Genomic DNA, 16,460 nt, shown 5'->3' on the forward strand with positions numbered 1-16,460 from the left:
ACCAACGCCGCACCAACGCCGCCGGCTCCATTACCACCATGGCGTACAACCAGCGCGGCCAGAAGACCAGCATGGCCGACCCTGCCATGGGCGCCTGGGAGTACCGCTACAACGTCTTTGGCGAGCTCGTCTGGCAGAGGGACAGCCTGGGCCAGAGCGTCACCATGGCCTACGACACCCTGGGCCGCCTGACCCAGCGCACCGAGCCCGACCTCGTCAGCCAGTGGAGCTACGACACCAGGTTCGACGGCAGCGCCTGCGGCAAAGGCATCGGCAAGCTCTGCGAAGCCAAGGCCGACAACGGCTACAAACGCGTACACACCTATGACGCCCTTGGCCGCCCCAGCGCCACCTCCACCGTGCTGGACAACCCCTCAACGCCGGCTGTCGTCAGCGTCGCCTACGACGCCGTCACCGGCCGCATGAGCGGCAAGACCTGGCCCACCGGCTACCAGGCCAGCTATGTCTACAGCGCCACCGGCTACTTGAAGCAAGTCAACGGCGGCGGCACCAACGGCTTCACCCAGACCGTCAGCTACGAAGTGCTGGCCATGGACGCCCAAGGCCACATCACCCAGTACAGGCAGGGCAACCAGGTCACCACCGTCAAGGCCTACAACGAAGCCACCGGCAAGCTCACCGGCCAGACCGCCACCAAAGACGGGCAGGCCACCGGCAATGTGCTGAGCCAGAGCTACACCTACGACTCCCTGGGCAACCTGACCACCCGATCAGACAACAGCCCCGGCGTCGGCACCCAGGAAAGCTTCAGCTACGACACGCTGAACCGCCTGACCCTGAACACCCTGCTGGGCGGCGCCGTCAGCCCGCCCACCACCACCGAGGTGATGTACGACGCCCGCGGCAACATCACCTACAAGAGCGATGTGGGCCGCTACTGGTATGACGGCCAGCGGCCCAACCGCATGACCAACATCACGCTGGAGACCGCCCCCGGCGCGCAGATCGCGTTGACCGGCACGCGCCAGCTGACCTATGCCTTTGACGACTACAAGCCGGGCGCCCAAACGGTCAACGGCGTCACCGTCGGCAATGGCAACCTCGAATACACCGTCAGCCTGGACGCCGTCAACAGCCGCCACACGTACCGCGGCGAGACCTACACCAGCTTCAACATGCCGGCGGCCATCACCTTCGGCAACATGTCGGGCAGCACGGCCGGCCCGGTAGACCGCAACCTCGCCTTCGTCTACGGCCCCGAGCACCAGCGCATCAAGCAGACCGTCACGGGCGGGCCCACCCCGGGCACGACCTGGTACCTCAACGGTGAAGACTCCCTGGGCCTCTCTTACGAGAAAGAACTCAAGGCCACAGGCGTCACCGAGAACAAGCATTACATGAGCGCCGGTGGGGTGGTGTTTGCGCTGTTTGTGCAAAGAACCGGCACCCTGGGTACCTTGACGGCCACGACCACCAGCTACATGCACCACGACCACCTGGGCAGCGTGGTGGCGATCAGTGATGAAACCGGAACGGTGGTCGAGCGCATGGCCTTTGATGCCTGGGGCAAGCGCAGGTTTGTGAACGGCACGCCGGATGTGCTGGACTCAATCGTCGGCTACAACACCGACCGCGGCTACACCATGCATGAGCACCTCGATGAGATGGGGGTCATTCACATGAATGGGCGGATCTATGACCCGCTCATCGGCAGGTTCATGAGTGCGGATCCGTTCATCCAGGATCCGGCGTTTGCGCAGAGCTACAACCGCTACACCTATGTCCTGAATAATCCGCTGGCGCTCACGGATCCCAGTGGCTACTTCAGTTTGGGGGGCTTGCTCAAGGCGTTCGTCTCATTCTCAATCAATCCGTCTCCGAGAAACACCTTCAATCTGATCGCGGCCCAGCCGGGGCAGAAGCAGATAGACCAGTTTGTGATGAGCAATCCGCTGATCTACGCTGCGGGGCAAATAGTAGCTGGTACTTTAGGTGGGCCCCTTGGGTCGGCGGCGTTCTCTTCATACTATGCCTATCAAAGTACGGGGTCTATGTCTGCGGCCTTTAAAGCCGGTGCTATTAGTTTCGGTACTGCAATTGCATTCAATATTGTTGGAGGTATGGACCTTGGCGGACCGGGCTCAATTGGTAGTATTGCGGCCCATGCTGCCGTTGGCTGTGCTTCCAGCGTTGCAAGTGGGGGTAGCTGCCAGTCTGGTGCGCTGTCTGCAGGTTTTGCTGAGTTGGCGACGCCGTATGTCGGCGGTGGCAGTCGTGAATTGCAAATTGCGAAGATTGCTATCGTCGGTGGGGTCGGCTCTGTGATCGCAGGAGGAAAGTTCGAAAATGGCGCAGTTACTGCCGCCTTCGGGTATATGTACAACTGTCTCGCGCACGCGTGTAATGGAAGTGACTACGACCTAAAAGATCCACGATCACATTTCTCAGAACCACAGAGTAGTCCAACGCTATGTAACGTCTCGACAGATGGCTGCTTGGCTGCGGCTCGCTCACAGCTTGGATGTAATTCGGCTCCAGCACAAGGCGGATGTACGTCTGTAGGTCAAGAGCGTGCCGCGGTGCTTCGTGGCGGAAATCCTATTACTCAATACCGGGTTAATCCTGATTTAATAATAAATGGAACCTCTAATGGTCACATGTTTCATGACGGTTACGTCGTTCGGTGGCTATCAGTTAATGCCGCAGGAAATGTGCATATTTGGTCAGCTGGAGTAGGGACAAACTCTAGTGCTTTCATGGCAGATGCAAATAGCCGACTCGGCGCTGCGTTGTTTCGCACCATTGGGTTCGAAAATGCCCAAGCGGTGGGTGCATGTTTAAGATTTGGTTCTTGTTGACAGAAAACTTCAATTGAAAACAGGCAGCATCCTCCCCTATATATTGCCATTCATTGCCGTGGTAATACTGATAATGCATGTAAGCAACGAGGCCTTGTGCAAGCTTCTACCGCGCTCATTCAATGCATTAGGTACCCGCAATATTTGGCGTGGCTACGGAGCCATGCTGGTACCGATAGGGGTGTTAGCCAGCTATGGCATCAACGATCTTGGTGCAGCTATTAACCAAGTCTTGGTAGAGATGATTTTTTGTTACTTTATGGCTGCCGTTTTTGGTGTGCCGCTGGTTGTGCTGCTTCGAAAAATTCAAATGAGTTATGTACCAATCGTTGTCGTTGGGGTAGTGATCGTTGTACTTTTGTTCGCATTACTTGCGACTCTCCTCGGTCGATTTCCGATTGAGATTGCGTTGAGAAATTGGTGCGTCGCGCTTCCGCATTATTTGATTTACAGCATAGTCCTTTCTTTTTCGTTTTGTATCGGAGCTCGCATTCCGTTTCTCATCAAAAACACCTCTAAGACCTCTAAGGGCGAATAACTCCACCTAGTGAATTGCGCTGAAGTCTGACTCCATACTGCGCTAACTGGATCAGAATTCGACGGAATTCAACAAGTAGCGGATGATTTGCCCCGCTGCCGCAATCAAAGCTTGCTGAGTTGCACAAACCACAAACCCCGAACCATCTGCGCTGAAGCGAACCCTATCGGGGGTACCGCTACCCCCACCCGTCACACTCTCAAGTTGCCAGGGCCGACTTTCATAACCGCCGTTGAGCGCCTCCGTCACCGTCGATGCTTTAGCCATCGCACCCAGCTCAAACTCCAGGCGGAGCACACCAGCCGTCCGTCCAGGTTCAGGTTGCGCAATCGACACCGATTTCCTTGAGGTCTCCGCCGAAGCAAATACCTTGTTCAGATCTTGCTGGCGCAGCTGAACGGCTTAGTCGGGGCCCGTTTGAGCGTGACACCGTAACGGCGATCAGCTAAAGTCGACGACGACCAAAATCAAAAAAAGAGGGCAGGGCGATGAGGGAGCAAAAAAGCAAAGTATTGCTGGGCGTAGCTCTGTGGCTGTTGGGCACGGTCACGTGGGCCCAGACCACGACAGTGGCCGGCACCATGGCAGGGCAGTTCTCTGTTAACGAAAGCGGTGCTGCCACCTACCGCATCCCCATCCAGGTCCCACCCGGCGTTGCCGGCATGGAACCCAAGCTCGAGTTGAACTACACCAGCCAGAGCGGCAACGGTTTGCTAGGCATGGGCTGGGGCCTTGGCGGCTTGAGTGCCATAGGCCGCTGCCCCCGCACCAAAGCCCAGGACAACGTGAGCGGCGCCGTCAACTACGACATGAACGACCGTTACTGCCTTGATGGACAAAGGTTGATTCTGGTCAACGGCTCCTACGGAGTTGCCGGCAGCGAATACCGCACTGAGCTAGACAGCTTCAGCCGCATCATTGCGTCAGGTACCGCGGGCAACGGCGTGGCCTCCTTCACGGTGCAGAGCAAGGCCGGGCTGACGATGGAATACGGCAACACGGCCGACTCACGAATTGAAGCGCAGGGCAAGCCCACGGTCAGAGTCTGGGCCATCAACAAGATCTCTGACGTCAAGACCAATTTCATGACGTTCAGCTATTACGAGAGTGCGGATAGCAGCGTGTACGCCCCGCTCACTATCAGCTATGGCAGCAACGCAACAGCGGGCTTGCCGAGCAGTCAGTCCATCAGCATTCAATACGACACCACCAGGACCGACAAGACCAAGGTTTACCAGGGAGGCAGCCTCATTCAGCAGGACAGGCGCATCAGCGGCATTCAGCTGTACAACGGCAGCACCCTCACGAAAACCTATTCGTTGACATACAGCCCAAGTCCCGCTACCAGCCGTTCCAGACTGCTGACCGTTGCGGAATGCGCGCCGGGTGGTACCTGTTTGCCCCAAAGCGTTTTTGCGTACAAGGCTGTCACCAATACGTCGCTCCAGCCACTAGCCAAATGGCATCCACGCTTTGGCGACGCAGACGGCTTCAGTTTGCCGCAGTACTACAACAACCTGGTGCTGGTGGATGTCAACAATGATGGCCTCGCGGATTTGTGCTCCCGCAATTACGACGGGATCTATTGCGGACTCAACCTGGGCGGAAGCTCCGGGTTCGGCACACTGTCCCGCTGGTCGACCAGTTTCACCGATGCCGGTGGGCTGGACCAGCCACAGTACTACAACACCATTCGTTATCCCGATGTGAACGGAGACGGGTTGCCGGATATTTGTGCGAGGCTGATTGACGGCATTTATTGCGGCCTCAACAACGGCACCACCTTTTCTTCTCTGACCCGATGGTCCACCCGTTATGGCGACGACAACGGCTGGAGCCCTGTGCAGTTTTACAGCACCATCCAGTATCTGGACCTCAATGGTGACGGCTTGACGGATATATGTGGCCGCGGCGGGGACGGTCTGTATTGCGCCTTGAATCTTGGCAACGGTACCGGGTTTGGCGCTGTAACGCGTTGGTCGACGCAGTACGGAGACAACAATGGCTGGGGTGCCGAGCAGTACTACAGCACCATCCAGTACATGGATTTGAATGGCGACGGCCTGCCGGATGTTTGCGGCCGTGGGGGCGATGGGTTGTATTGCGCCTTGAATCTTGGCAACGGAACCGGGTTTGCGGCAGGATCGATGTGGACAACAAGCTTCAGTGACGTCAACGGCTTTAACTTGCCGCAGTACTACGGCACGATCCAGTTTGTGGATTTGAATGGCGACGGGCTGACAGACGTGTGTGCCCGCGGAGGAGATGGGATCTACTGCGCCATCAACACCGGTAACGGCACTGGTTTCAGCGGCATCACGCAGTGGTCGCCAACCTTTACCGATGCAGGTGGCGTGAACCTTCCCCAGTACTATTCCACCATCCGGTATGTCGACATCAATGGCGATGGCCTGCCCGATATTTGCGCCCGCCTTTACGATGGTTTTTATTGTGGGCTGAACAACGGCACCAATGGTTTTGGTGGGTTGACGCAGTGGTCGGCCAGCTACGGCGACAACAACGGCTGGGCTTACCCGCAGTACTACAGCACCATGCGGTATGCGGATATCAACGGTGACGGCGTTGCAGATATTTGTGGACGCGCCAGCGACGGCTATTACTGCACCACCTCTTTGCCCAATACCAATGACCGCCTGGAAACTGCTTCCAGAAACGGTGATGTGACCACGATCGCTTTGAGTTCCCTGGTTGGAAACGTGAGCACCTACGCTAAAGACACTGCGCCCAACGCTTCGGCCTACCCCAAAGCAGACCTGGTCTACCCGCAATACGTGGTGAGCACAGTCACCAGCAACAACGGCATAGGCGGCACAGTGACTACGCAATACAGCTACGGCGGGTTAAAGGCAGAGCTTGGGACGGGAAGAGGCATGCTCGGCTTCAGGTGGATGAAGTCAAAGAACCTGTCGAACAACATTGAGAGCTACACCGAGTTCAACCAGAACTGGCCGTTGACGGGAAGCGTCGCCAGGAGCGAAACAAGACTGGCCGGCGCAGGCAGCGCAGGCGTGCTCAAACGCACCACCAACACCTACGCCCAAGGCACAGGTTCGGCCACAGGTACCACCTTCGTGTACCCCAGCCAGAGCGTCGAAGAAAGCTGGGACTTAGGTGGTACGCCATACCCCACAGTCACCAACAGCTACCAGTACGGCCAGAGCCCGCAATTTGGCGACCCCACCCAGATCACCGTGGGTAATAGTGCCGGCGCCAGCAAGAGCACCGTCAACGAATACTGGCCCGCCAATACAGGCAGCGGCAGCTGGGTGCTCGGACGGCTCAAAAAAGCCACAGTGACGAGCGTGACGCCGTAGCGTGAATCCGCTAAAGTTGGTGGCAAACAAAAGCTGCAAAAGCTGAAAAAGCAAAAGCAAGAATCAAAAAAAGGGCAGGGCGATGAGGGAGCAAAAAGGTAAGGTATGGCTGGGCGCAGCCCTGTGGCTAAGCGCATTCACGCTTGCTCAGGCCCAGACCACCACAGTGGCCGGCACCATGGCCGGGCAGTTCGCCGTCAACGAAAGCGGCGCAGCCACTTACCGTATCCCCATCCAGGTTCCCCCCGGTGTCGCCGGCATGGAACCCAAGCTTGAGCTGAGCTACAGCAGCCAGAGCGGCAATGGTTTGCTCGGCGTCGGCTGGGGCCTGGGTGGCTTGAGCGCCATCGGCCGCTGCCCCAGAACCATGGCCCAGGACAACGCCCGGGGAAGTATCAACTACGACATGAACGACCGTTATTGCCTGGACGGGCAGCGGCTGATTCTGGTCAGCGGCACCTACGGCACAGCCGGCAGCGAATATCGCACCGAGCTGGACAGCTTTAGCCGCATCGTTGCCTCAGGAACAGCGGGCAACGGTGTTGCCTCCTTCACGGTACAGAGCAAGGCCGGGCTGACGATGGAGTACGGCAACACGGCCGACTCACGAATTGAAGCGCAGGGCAAGACCAGTGTGCGGATCTGGGCCATCAACAAAATCTCTGACGTCAAGACCAACTTCATGACGTTCAGCTATGTTGAAGACAACGCCAATGGGGATTTCTATCCGAACCGGATTGACTACAGTGGCAACTCAGCAGCTGGGCAGGCTGCAAATAACTCGGTTCAGTTCAGCTATGAGACAAGGCCAGACATTGTGCGAATGTATCTGGGGGGAAGCGCCGTTGCCGCCCAAAAAAGATTACTCAATGCACGAACGTATATTGGTGCAACTCTTGCTGCCAACTATCGCGTGAATTATGGGCCGCCAAGCGTCGCCACCGCGCGAACATTGGTTTCATCAATTGACTACTGCGACGGAAGTGGAGCCTGTTTTCCTGCCAAAAGTTTTGCCTGGTCGGATGGCGGACGAGGGTTGAATAATCCTGTCAGCGCAGTACAGACCGTGGCGGGTAATAACATCAAAGATTACTACGCTGTCTATCCCGGCGATTACAACGGTGATGGCATCACTGACATGTACTACGTGGGAACGGTCAACAGCTTATTCTGCCCGGGGCCAGCTGTTGCTGGGGCCAATAGCCTCAGCAATTGTGTTGAGACCGTTGCAGGTAACAACCTCAAGGATTACTACGGTGTCTATCCCGGGGACTACAACGGTGATGGCATCACTGACATGTACTACGTGGGAGCGGTTAACAGTTTATTCTGCCCGGGGCCGGCTGTTGCTGGAGCCAATAGCCTGAGCAATTGTGTCGAGACCGTTACTGGTAACAACATCAAAGATTACTACGGTGTCTACCCCGGGGACTACAACGGTGATGGCATCACCGACATGTATCTCATTGGGACAGCTGTTGCTTTTTTCTGCCCAGGGTCTGCCGTTTCTCAAGTCAATATGCTCGGCAATTGTGTGCAGATGCCGACAGGTAATTGGAAAGATAACTACAACATTTATTCTGGCGATTACAACGGGGACGGTATTACCGATCTTTATTTGGTCGGTGCCGGTGGAAGCCATTTTTGTACAGGCACGTGGATTACCTGCACCCAAACCGTAGCTGGTAATAACCTCAAGGACTACTACAACGTTTACCCGGGGGACTACAACGGTGACGGCATAACCGACCTGTATTACGTGGGAGCGGTTAATAGCCTGTTCTGTCCGGGACCAGCTGTTGCTGAAGCCAACAGTCTCAACAATTGTGTTCAGACTGTGGCAAACAACAATTGGAAAGATACTTTTAGCATTTACCCAGGCGATTACAACGGCGATGGCATTACGGATCTTTATTTGGTAGGGAACGCCGGACCGGGGAGCTATTTTTGTTCAGGCGTCAATCTGAACACCAGCAACGAAAATATGTGTGTTCGGACTGTGGTGAATAACGACTGGAGAGGAGCATTCAATATTTACCCCGGTGACTACAACGGGGATGGCGTGACCGACCTGTATCTGATCGGGTCGTCAGGTAGCCACTTTGTAAGTGGTGGAAATGGTCGGCCCGATTTGCTGAATTCAGTGACTGACGGTTCTACTGTGGCTCTTGCCATTGAACGCACTTCAATCGCCGGCACGGCTGTTTATACCAAGGGCAGCGGGTCAACTTATCCCGTGCTGGATATCCAGACACCTATGTCCGTAGTGAGCACAGTCACCAGCAGCAACGGAGTCGGCGGGACAGTGACAACGCAATACAGCTACGGCGGCTTGAAGGCAGAGCTGGGCACAGGCCGGGGCATGCTCGGTTTCCGGTGGATGAAGTCAAAGAACCTGTCGAACAACATCGAAAGCTACACCGAGTTCAACCAGAACTGGCCATTCACCGGAAGCGTCGCCAAGAGCGAGACCCGGCTGGCCGGCGCCGGCAACGCAGGCGTGCTCAAACGCACCACCAACAGCTACGCCCAGGGCACAGGTTCGGCCACAGGTACCACCTTCGTCTACCCTAGCCAGAGTATCGAAGAAAGCTGGGACTTAGGTGGAACGCCATACCCCGCAGTCACCAACAGCTACCAGTACGGCCAGAGCCCGCAATATGGCGACCCCACCCAGATCACCGTGGGTAATAGTGCCGGAGCCAGCAAGAGCACCGTCAACGAATACTGGCCCGCCAATACAAATAGCGGCAGCTGGGTGCTTGGACGACTCAAAAAAGCCACAGTGACGAGCGTGACGCCGTAGCGTTGATCAGATAAAGTCAGAAACAAGCAAAGGCAGAAATCCAAAAGAGGGCAGGGGATGCAAAGAGAATTTCGCAAGGCATTGCTCAAGGCGACGCTGTGCTGGATTGGCGCGACAGCTGCTGTTGCGGCGATGGCCCAGACCACCACAGCAGCGGGCGCGACACCCGGCCAGTTCTCGGTCAACGAAAGTGGGTCCGCCATTTACCGCATCCCCATCCAGGTGCCTCCTGGTGTTGCCGGTATGGAACCCAAACTCGAGCTGAGCTACAACAGCCAGGGCGGCAATGGGTTGCTCGGCATGGGCTGGAGCTTGAGTGGCTTGAGCGCCATCAGCCGCTGCCCTCGCACCATGGTGCAAGACGGCGCCCGGGGAAATGTCAACTACGACATGAACGACCGGTATTGCCTGGACGGGCAAAGGTTGATTCTGGTGTCAGGCACTTACGGCACAGCCGGCAGCGAATACCGCACCGAGCTGGACAGCTTCAGCCGCATCATCGCCTCAGGTACCGCCGGCAACGGGGTGGCTTCCTTCACGGTGCAAAGCAAGGCCGGGCTGACGATGGAGTACGGCAACACGGCCGACTCACGAATCGAAGCGCAGGGCAAGCCCACGGTCAGGGTCTGGGCCATCAACAAGATCAGCGACGTCAAGACTAATTTCATGACGTTCAGCTACACCGAAGACAGCACCAACGGAGAGTACTACCCTGATCGGATTGATTACGCGGGTAACTCCGTAGCGGGCTCGGCTACAGGCCAATCGGTTCGGTTTAGCTATGAGGTGAGGCCAGACATTGACCTCAGGTATCTGGCTGGCTCACTGCTCGCGATGCCAAAGCGGCTGGTCAATGTCAAGAGCTTCAATGCATCGAGCATGGTCAGGGAGTACAAGATTGCTTACGAGCAAGGCACGGCAACCCAACGTTCTAGACCCCGCACGGTGACTGAATGTGCGGAAACGGGTCAATGCCTACCTCCAACCACGTTGACAGTCAGTGACTCGGCTGCGGCGGCTTTTACGTTGTCGGGTTCGCTAACTCCCTATCCTCAGTGGACCAGCCCGATCGTCGCCGATTTTAATGGCGACGGATCTGCTGACTTGTTGATCAACACCATGACGCCGGGCGCCGGATGGTATGTGTATATGTCCAATGGCGATGGGACTTTCCGTTGGACTGGATCGTTGACCCCCTATTACGAGTGGACGACTCCTATCGTCGCGGACTTCAACGGAGACGGCCTGGCAGATATCCTGATCAATACCAACACTCCAGGTGCTGGTTGGTATATCTATCAATCGAATGGGAATGGCACATTCAGTCATGCCGGGTCTCTTACGCCTTATTCCCAGTGGACAACGCCCATCATTGCGGACTTCAACGGAGATGGAAAGTCGGACGTGCTGATCAACACCAACACGGCAGGTGCCGGCTGGTTTGTCTATTTGTCAAACGGCGATGGCTCCTTCACTTACAAGGGCTCACTAACTCCTTATTACCAATGGACCACCCCCATCATTGCGGATTTCAATGGAGATGGGTTTTCTGACGTATTGATCAACACCACTACGCCAGGTGCCGGGTGGTACGTCTATCTGTCAAATGGCAATGGCTCGTTCGGCTTGACGAGTTCCTTGACGCCTTACCCCGAGTGGACGACACCTGTTATTGCAGACTTTAACGGCGATGGACTGGCTGACGTGTTGATCAATACAAATACGCCGGGTGCGGGATGGTATGTGTATCACTCGAACGGTAACGGCACCTTCAGTCACATGGGTTCGCTCACTCCGTATCCCCAATGGACAAACCCCATCATTGCCGATTTCAATGGTGATGGACGCTCTGATGTATTGATCAATACCATGACGTCAGATGCGGGATGGTATGTTTATCTGTCAAAGGGCGACGGAAGCTTTAGTTACAAGGGATCATTGACCCCTTACTACCAGTGGACGACGCCCATCATCGCGGACTTTAACGGTGATGGGAAATCTGATGTGTTGATTAATACCATCACGTCGGATGCCGGCTGGTATGTTTACCTGTCAAATGGTAACGGAGCTTTCCGCCATGCAGGATCATTGACGCCGTACTATCAATGGACCACCCCGCTCATTGGAGACTTTAATGGCGATGGCAGGTCTGACGTGTTGATCAATACCACTACACCCGGCGCGGGTTGGTACACCTATGTAGCACCCAACGGGTTACCTGACTTTGTCACAACAATAAAACCCGGGCTGGGAGGCTCTACCACTGTGACCCGGAAATTCCTTACCGACTATGCGGTCTACACCAAGGATACCGGGCCCACGTATTACCCGAGGATTGACTTGCGCTACCCGCAATACGTAGTGAGTGCCGTTAGCAGCAGCAACGGAGTCGGGGGCACAGTCACCACGCAATACAGCTACGGCGGTTTGAAGGCAGAGCTTGGAACGGGAAGAGGCATGCTCGGTTTCCGGTGGATGAAGTCCAAGAACCTGTCGAACAACATAGAGAGCTACACCGAGTTCAACCAGAACTGGCCGTTCACCGGAAGCGTCGCCAAGAGCGAAACAAGACTGACCGGCTCAGGCAACACAGGCGTACTCAAACGCACCACTAACAGTTATGCCCAAGGCACAGGTTCTGCTGCGGGTACTACCTTCGTCTACCCCAACCAGAGCATCGAAGAAAGCTGGGACCTGACAGGAACGCCATACCCCACAGTCACCAACAGCTACCAGTACGGGCAGAGCCCGCAATACGGCGACCCCACCCAGATCACCGTGGGTAACAGCGCCGGCGCCAGCAAGAGCACCGTCAACGAATACTGGCCCGCCAATACAGGCAGCGGCAGCTGGGTGCTTGGACGACTCAAAAAAGCGACAGTGACGAGCGTGACGCCGTAGCGGCAATCAGCTAAAGTTCATACCAAGCAAAAGCTAAAAAGCAAAAGCAAGAATTCAAAAAAATGAGGGCAGGGGCGATGAGGGAGCACAAAGGTAAGGTATTGCTGGGCGCAGCCCTGTGGCTGATGAGCACGGTCACGTTGGCCCAAACCACGACAGTGGCTGGCACCATGGCCGGACAGTTTGCCGTCAACGAAAGCGGCGCAGCCACTTACCGCATCCCCATCCAGGTGCCACCCGGCGTCGCCGGCATGGAACCCAAGCTTGAGCTGAGCTACAACAGCCAGGGCGGCAACGGCTTGCTCGGCATAGGCTGGAGCCTTGGTGGCCTCAGCGCCATCGGCCGCTGCCCCAAGACCAAAGCCCAAGACAACGTGCGCGGTGCCGTCAACTACGACATGAACGACCGTTATTGCCTGGATGGGCAAAGGCTAATCCTGGTTTCCGGCACCTACGGCGCGGCCGGCAGCGAATACCGCACCGAGCTGGACAGCTTCAGCAAGATAGTCGCGTCGGGCACCGCCGGCAACGGCGTGGCCTCCTTCACAGTGCAAAGCAAGGCCGGGCTCACGATGGAGTACGGCAACACGGCCGACTCCCGAATCGAAGCGCAGGGCAAGCCCACCGTGAAGGTCTGGGCGATCAACAAAATCAGCGACGTCAAGACCAACTTCATGACGTTCAGCTACATCGAAGACAACGCTAATGGGGATTTCTATCCCAGCCGCATTGACTATTCGGGCAATGCCGCTGCTGGCCAGGCTGCGGGAAATTCTGTCCGGTTTGTGTATGAATCGCGGCCCGATGTCGTGCCAATGTACGCCGTCGGAAGTTTGGTCAAAAACCTGGTTCGACTCAAAACAGTGAATGCCTACCTGGGCAATAGTCCCACCGCCGGATATGAGGTTTCCTACGCGACTGCGGCTGGAACGGTTCGGCCAAAGGTCGCTTCCATCAAGAGGTGCGACGGCGCATCGATGTGCTATGCGCCGACGCAATTTACCTATGCGCTGCCGCAATCTACTTGGGAAGACGCCCCTGCGTTGAACCTTCCCTATCCCACCTGGTCACGCGGCCTTGACAACGAAGGCATGCAGTTCGTGGACGTCAATGGCGATGGTTTGGTCGACATTGTGCGTAACCTGTGGGTCAATGGCACGATTTACAAAAACGCCTGGCTCAATACAGGGAATGGTTGGCAGGAAGCCCCGCAGTACGAACCGCCTTATCCAATTTACTCGCGTGGGTATGACAACGAAGGATTGCAGTTTGTCGATGTCAACGGGGACGGCCTGGTGGATATTGTTCGGTATATTTTTGCCGAAGGGGTTGGGTACAGAAATGCATGGCTCAACACCGGGAACGGGTGGCAATCGGCACCGCAGTTCGCACCGCCCTATCCGCTGTACTCGCGTGGGCTCGACAACGAAGGCATGCAGTTTGTCGATGTCAATGGTGATGGCTTGGTGGATATCGTGCGATATCTTCAGGTTGGCGGAGATATCTATAGAACGGCCTGGCTGAACACGGGTAACGGATGGCAAGAGGCACCGCAATACGCGCCTCCCTATCCCCTTTGGAGCCGAGGCGGCGACAACGAAGGTATCCAGTTTGTCGACATCAATGGCGATGGATTGGTAGACATGGTGCGTCATCTTTTTGTAAACGGGGTAAGCCACAAGAACGCTTGGCTCAATACCGGAAATGGCTGGCTGGAGGCGCCGCAATTTGCGCCCCCTTACCCGATCTATACACGAGGCCTTGACAACGAGGGTATGCAGTTCGTTGACGTGAACGGCGATGGATTGGTCGACATTGTGCGTAACCTGTGGGTCAACGGCACGATTTACAAAACTGCCTGGCTCAATACCGGAAGTGGCTGGCTGGAAGCACCTGAATTTGCACCGCCCTATCCGCTGTGGTCGCGAGGGCTGGACGGTGAAGGCATGCAGATCATCGACATTGACGGTGACGGCACGGCCGACTATCCGAGATACCTGTTTGCCAACGGTACTGCCTATCGCTCCGTGTGGAAGCGGCCTGAAAGCAGCATGGCTTTGATATCTGTTTCAGACGGCTTTTCTACAACAGTTGTGAAGTACAGGCCCGCAAGTAAAACAGGCGTGAATACACCGGATGTTGGAAGCCCGACGGCCTCCACTTTCAACATCAAGGCATTTGGATATCTCGTGACCGAGGTGATAAGCAGCAACGGAGTCGGCGGGACAGTGACCACGCAATACAGCTACGGCGGTTTGAAGGCAGAGCTGGGCACGGGAAGAGGCATGCTCGGCTTTCGGTGGATGAAGTCAAAGAACCTGTCGAACAACATCGAAAGTTACACCGAGTTCAACCAGGGCTGGCCCCTGACGGGAAGCGTCACCAAGAGCGAAACAAGACTGGCCGGCTCAGGCAACGCAGGCGTGCTCAAACGCACCACCAACACCTATGCACAAGGCACAGGTTCTACTGCCGGCACCACCTTCGTCTACCCCAGCCAGAGCATCGAAGAAAGCTGGGACTTGGGCGGCACCCCATACCCCACAGTCACCAACAGCTACCAGTACGGCCAGAGCCCGCAGTTTGGCGACCCCACCCAGATCACTGTGGGTAACAGCGCCGGCGCCAGCAAGAGCACCGTCAACGAGTACTGGCCCGCCAATACAGGCAGCGGCAGCTGGGTGCTCGGACGGCTGAAGAAAGCCAGCGTCACCAGCACCACGCCGTAGACGAAGACAGCGATACAACCGAAGCACCAACGCTCAGAAGCAAGAAGCAAGAAGCAAGAAGTCACAAGAGGAAGAGGGCAGGGAACATGAAACAGCACATACACAAAGGCGTAGCCGCCATCACCTTGCTGGCCATGCTCGGCTGGGGTTCAGCCCAGGCCGACACCAAGGTGCGCGCCAGCAGCTTCGAATACGACGCCAGCGGCCTGCTCACCAAAGAAGTGGTCGAGCCCGACAGCCCCAACGACTGCCTGCAGACCAACTACGCCTACGACAACTTCGGCAACAAGACCAGCGTCACCACGTCTGCCTGCGCCGGCGCCAGCGGCTACGCCATCTCTAGTGCCACAGCGCCCCGCACCGCCACCAGCAACTACGGCACAGACGGCCGCTTCCCCTTGAGCACCAGCAACGTCCTCGGGCAAAGCGAGACCAAGGTGTATGACGCCCGCTTCGGCGCCCCCTCCAGCCTCACCGGCCCCAACAGCCTGGCCACCCAGTGGGAGTACGACGGCTTTGGCCGCAAAGCCAAAGAAACCCGTGCCGACGGCACCTACACCACCTGGGCCTACAAACTCTGCACCGATGCCGGCATCAGCTGCCCCGGCCCCATCGGTGGAGCCACCATCACCTGGGTCGCCATCGAACAAAGCTTTGCCGCCAACGCCACTGCCAGCGCTCCCGACAAACGCTCTTACTACGACACCCTGAACCGCGTCGTGCGCAGCCAGACCAGCGGCTTTGACGGCGCAGGCGCCGCGCCCACCCTGGTGCAGGACACCGAATACGACGCCCTGGGCCGTGTAGCCCGCAAGTCCAACCTCTACAAACTCACAGGCGGCACCGCCTACTGGGCCACGTACAGCTACGACGTGCTCGGCCGCGTCACCCGCGAAGAGTCGCCCGACCCCGATGCCACCGGCGGCGTCGCCGTCACCACCATCAGCTACAGCGGCTTGACGACGGTCACCACCAACAGCAAAGGCCAGACCAAGACCACCACCAGGAACGCCCAGGGCCAGGTCGCCCAGGTTCTGGACACCCAGGGCAACAGCATCGTCTATACCTACGACGCCCTCGGCCAGCTGACCCAGACCAACGCCGCCGGCTCCATTACCACCATGGCGTACAACCAGCGCGGCCAGAAGACCAGCATGGCCGACCCTGCCATGGGCGCCTGGGAGTACCGCTACAACGTCTTTGGCGAGCTCGTCTGGCAGAGGGACAGCCTGGGCCAGAGCGTCACCATGGCCTACGACACCCTGGGCCGCCTGACCCAGCGCACCGAGCCCGACCTCGTCAGCCAGTGGAGCTACGACACCAGGTTCGACG

The 16,460-nt window shown here is 57.1% G+C and carries 7 protein-coding genes and 1 pseudogene; 7 read left to right on the forward strand and 1 reads right to left on the reverse strand.

Annotation, left to right across the window (positions count from 1 at the left end):
- A partial coding sequence (locus AC1D11_RS22030) for an RHS repeat-associated core domain-containing protein (protein WP_477651494.1) occupies positions 1-2,819 on the forward strand: 2,819 nt, incomplete at its 5' end.
- A 13-nt stretch (positions 2,820-2,832) separates the two neighbouring features.
- Positions 2,833-3,357, forward strand: coding sequence for a hypothetical protein (locus tag AC1D11_RS22035; RefSeq protein WP_477651495.1), 525 nt, complete (start codon positions 2,833-2,835; stop codon positions 3,355-3,357).
- Between the two features lie 51 nt (positions 3,358-3,408).
- Here AC1D11_RS22035 and AC1D11_RS22040 read toward each other — a convergent pair whose 3' ends face one another.
- Positions 3,409-3,654, reverse strand: a complete 246-nt coding sequence (locus AC1D11_RS22040) for a hypothetical protein (protein WP_477650766.1) — start codon at positions 3,652-3,654, stop codon at positions 3,409-3,411.
- A 191-nt stretch (positions 3,655-3,845) separates the two neighbouring features.
- Here AC1D11_RS22040 and AC1D11_RS22045 point away from each other — a divergent pair, with 191 nt between their 5' ends.
- The 5 genes and pseudogenes from AC1D11_RS22045 to AC1D11_RS22065 form a co-directional block, all read left to right on the forward strand.
- Positions 3,846-6,692: an FG-GAP-like repeat-containing protein gene (locus AC1D11_RS22045; protein WP_477651377.1), complete on the forward strand. Its 2,847-nt coding sequence runs from the start codon at positions 3,846-3,848 to the stop codon at positions 6,690-6,692.
- A gap of 82 nt (positions 6,693-6,774) precedes the next feature.
- Positions 6,775-9,498, forward strand: coding sequence for an FG-GAP-like repeat-containing protein (locus AC1D11_RS22050; RefSeq protein ID WP_477650263.1), 2,724 nt, complete (start codon positions 6,775-6,777; stop codon positions 9,496-9,498).
- A gap of 57 nt (positions 9,499-9,555) precedes the next feature.
- The gene (locus AC1D11_RS22055) at positions 9,556-12,399 is read left to right on the forward strand and encodes an FG-GAP-like repeat-containing protein (RefSeq protein WP_477651379.1); all 2,844 of its coding nucleotides are present in this window, start codon (positions 9,556-9,558) and stop codon (positions 12,397-12,399) included.
- 77 nt (positions 12,400-12,476) lie between these two features.
- The gene (locus tag AC1D11_RS22060; protein ID WP_477650071.1) at positions 12,477-15,128 is read left to right on the forward strand and encodes an FG-GAP-like repeat-containing protein; all 2,652 of its coding nucleotides are present in this window, start codon (positions 12,477-12,479) and stop codon (positions 15,126-15,128) included.
- 86 nt (positions 15,129-15,214) lie between these two features.
- A pseudogene (locus tag AC1D11_RS22065) lies at positions 15,215-16,460 on the forward strand (RHS repeat domain-containing protein); the annotation flags it as partial.

It is taken from the genome of Polaromonas sp. P1_E11 (assembly GCF_056405995.1).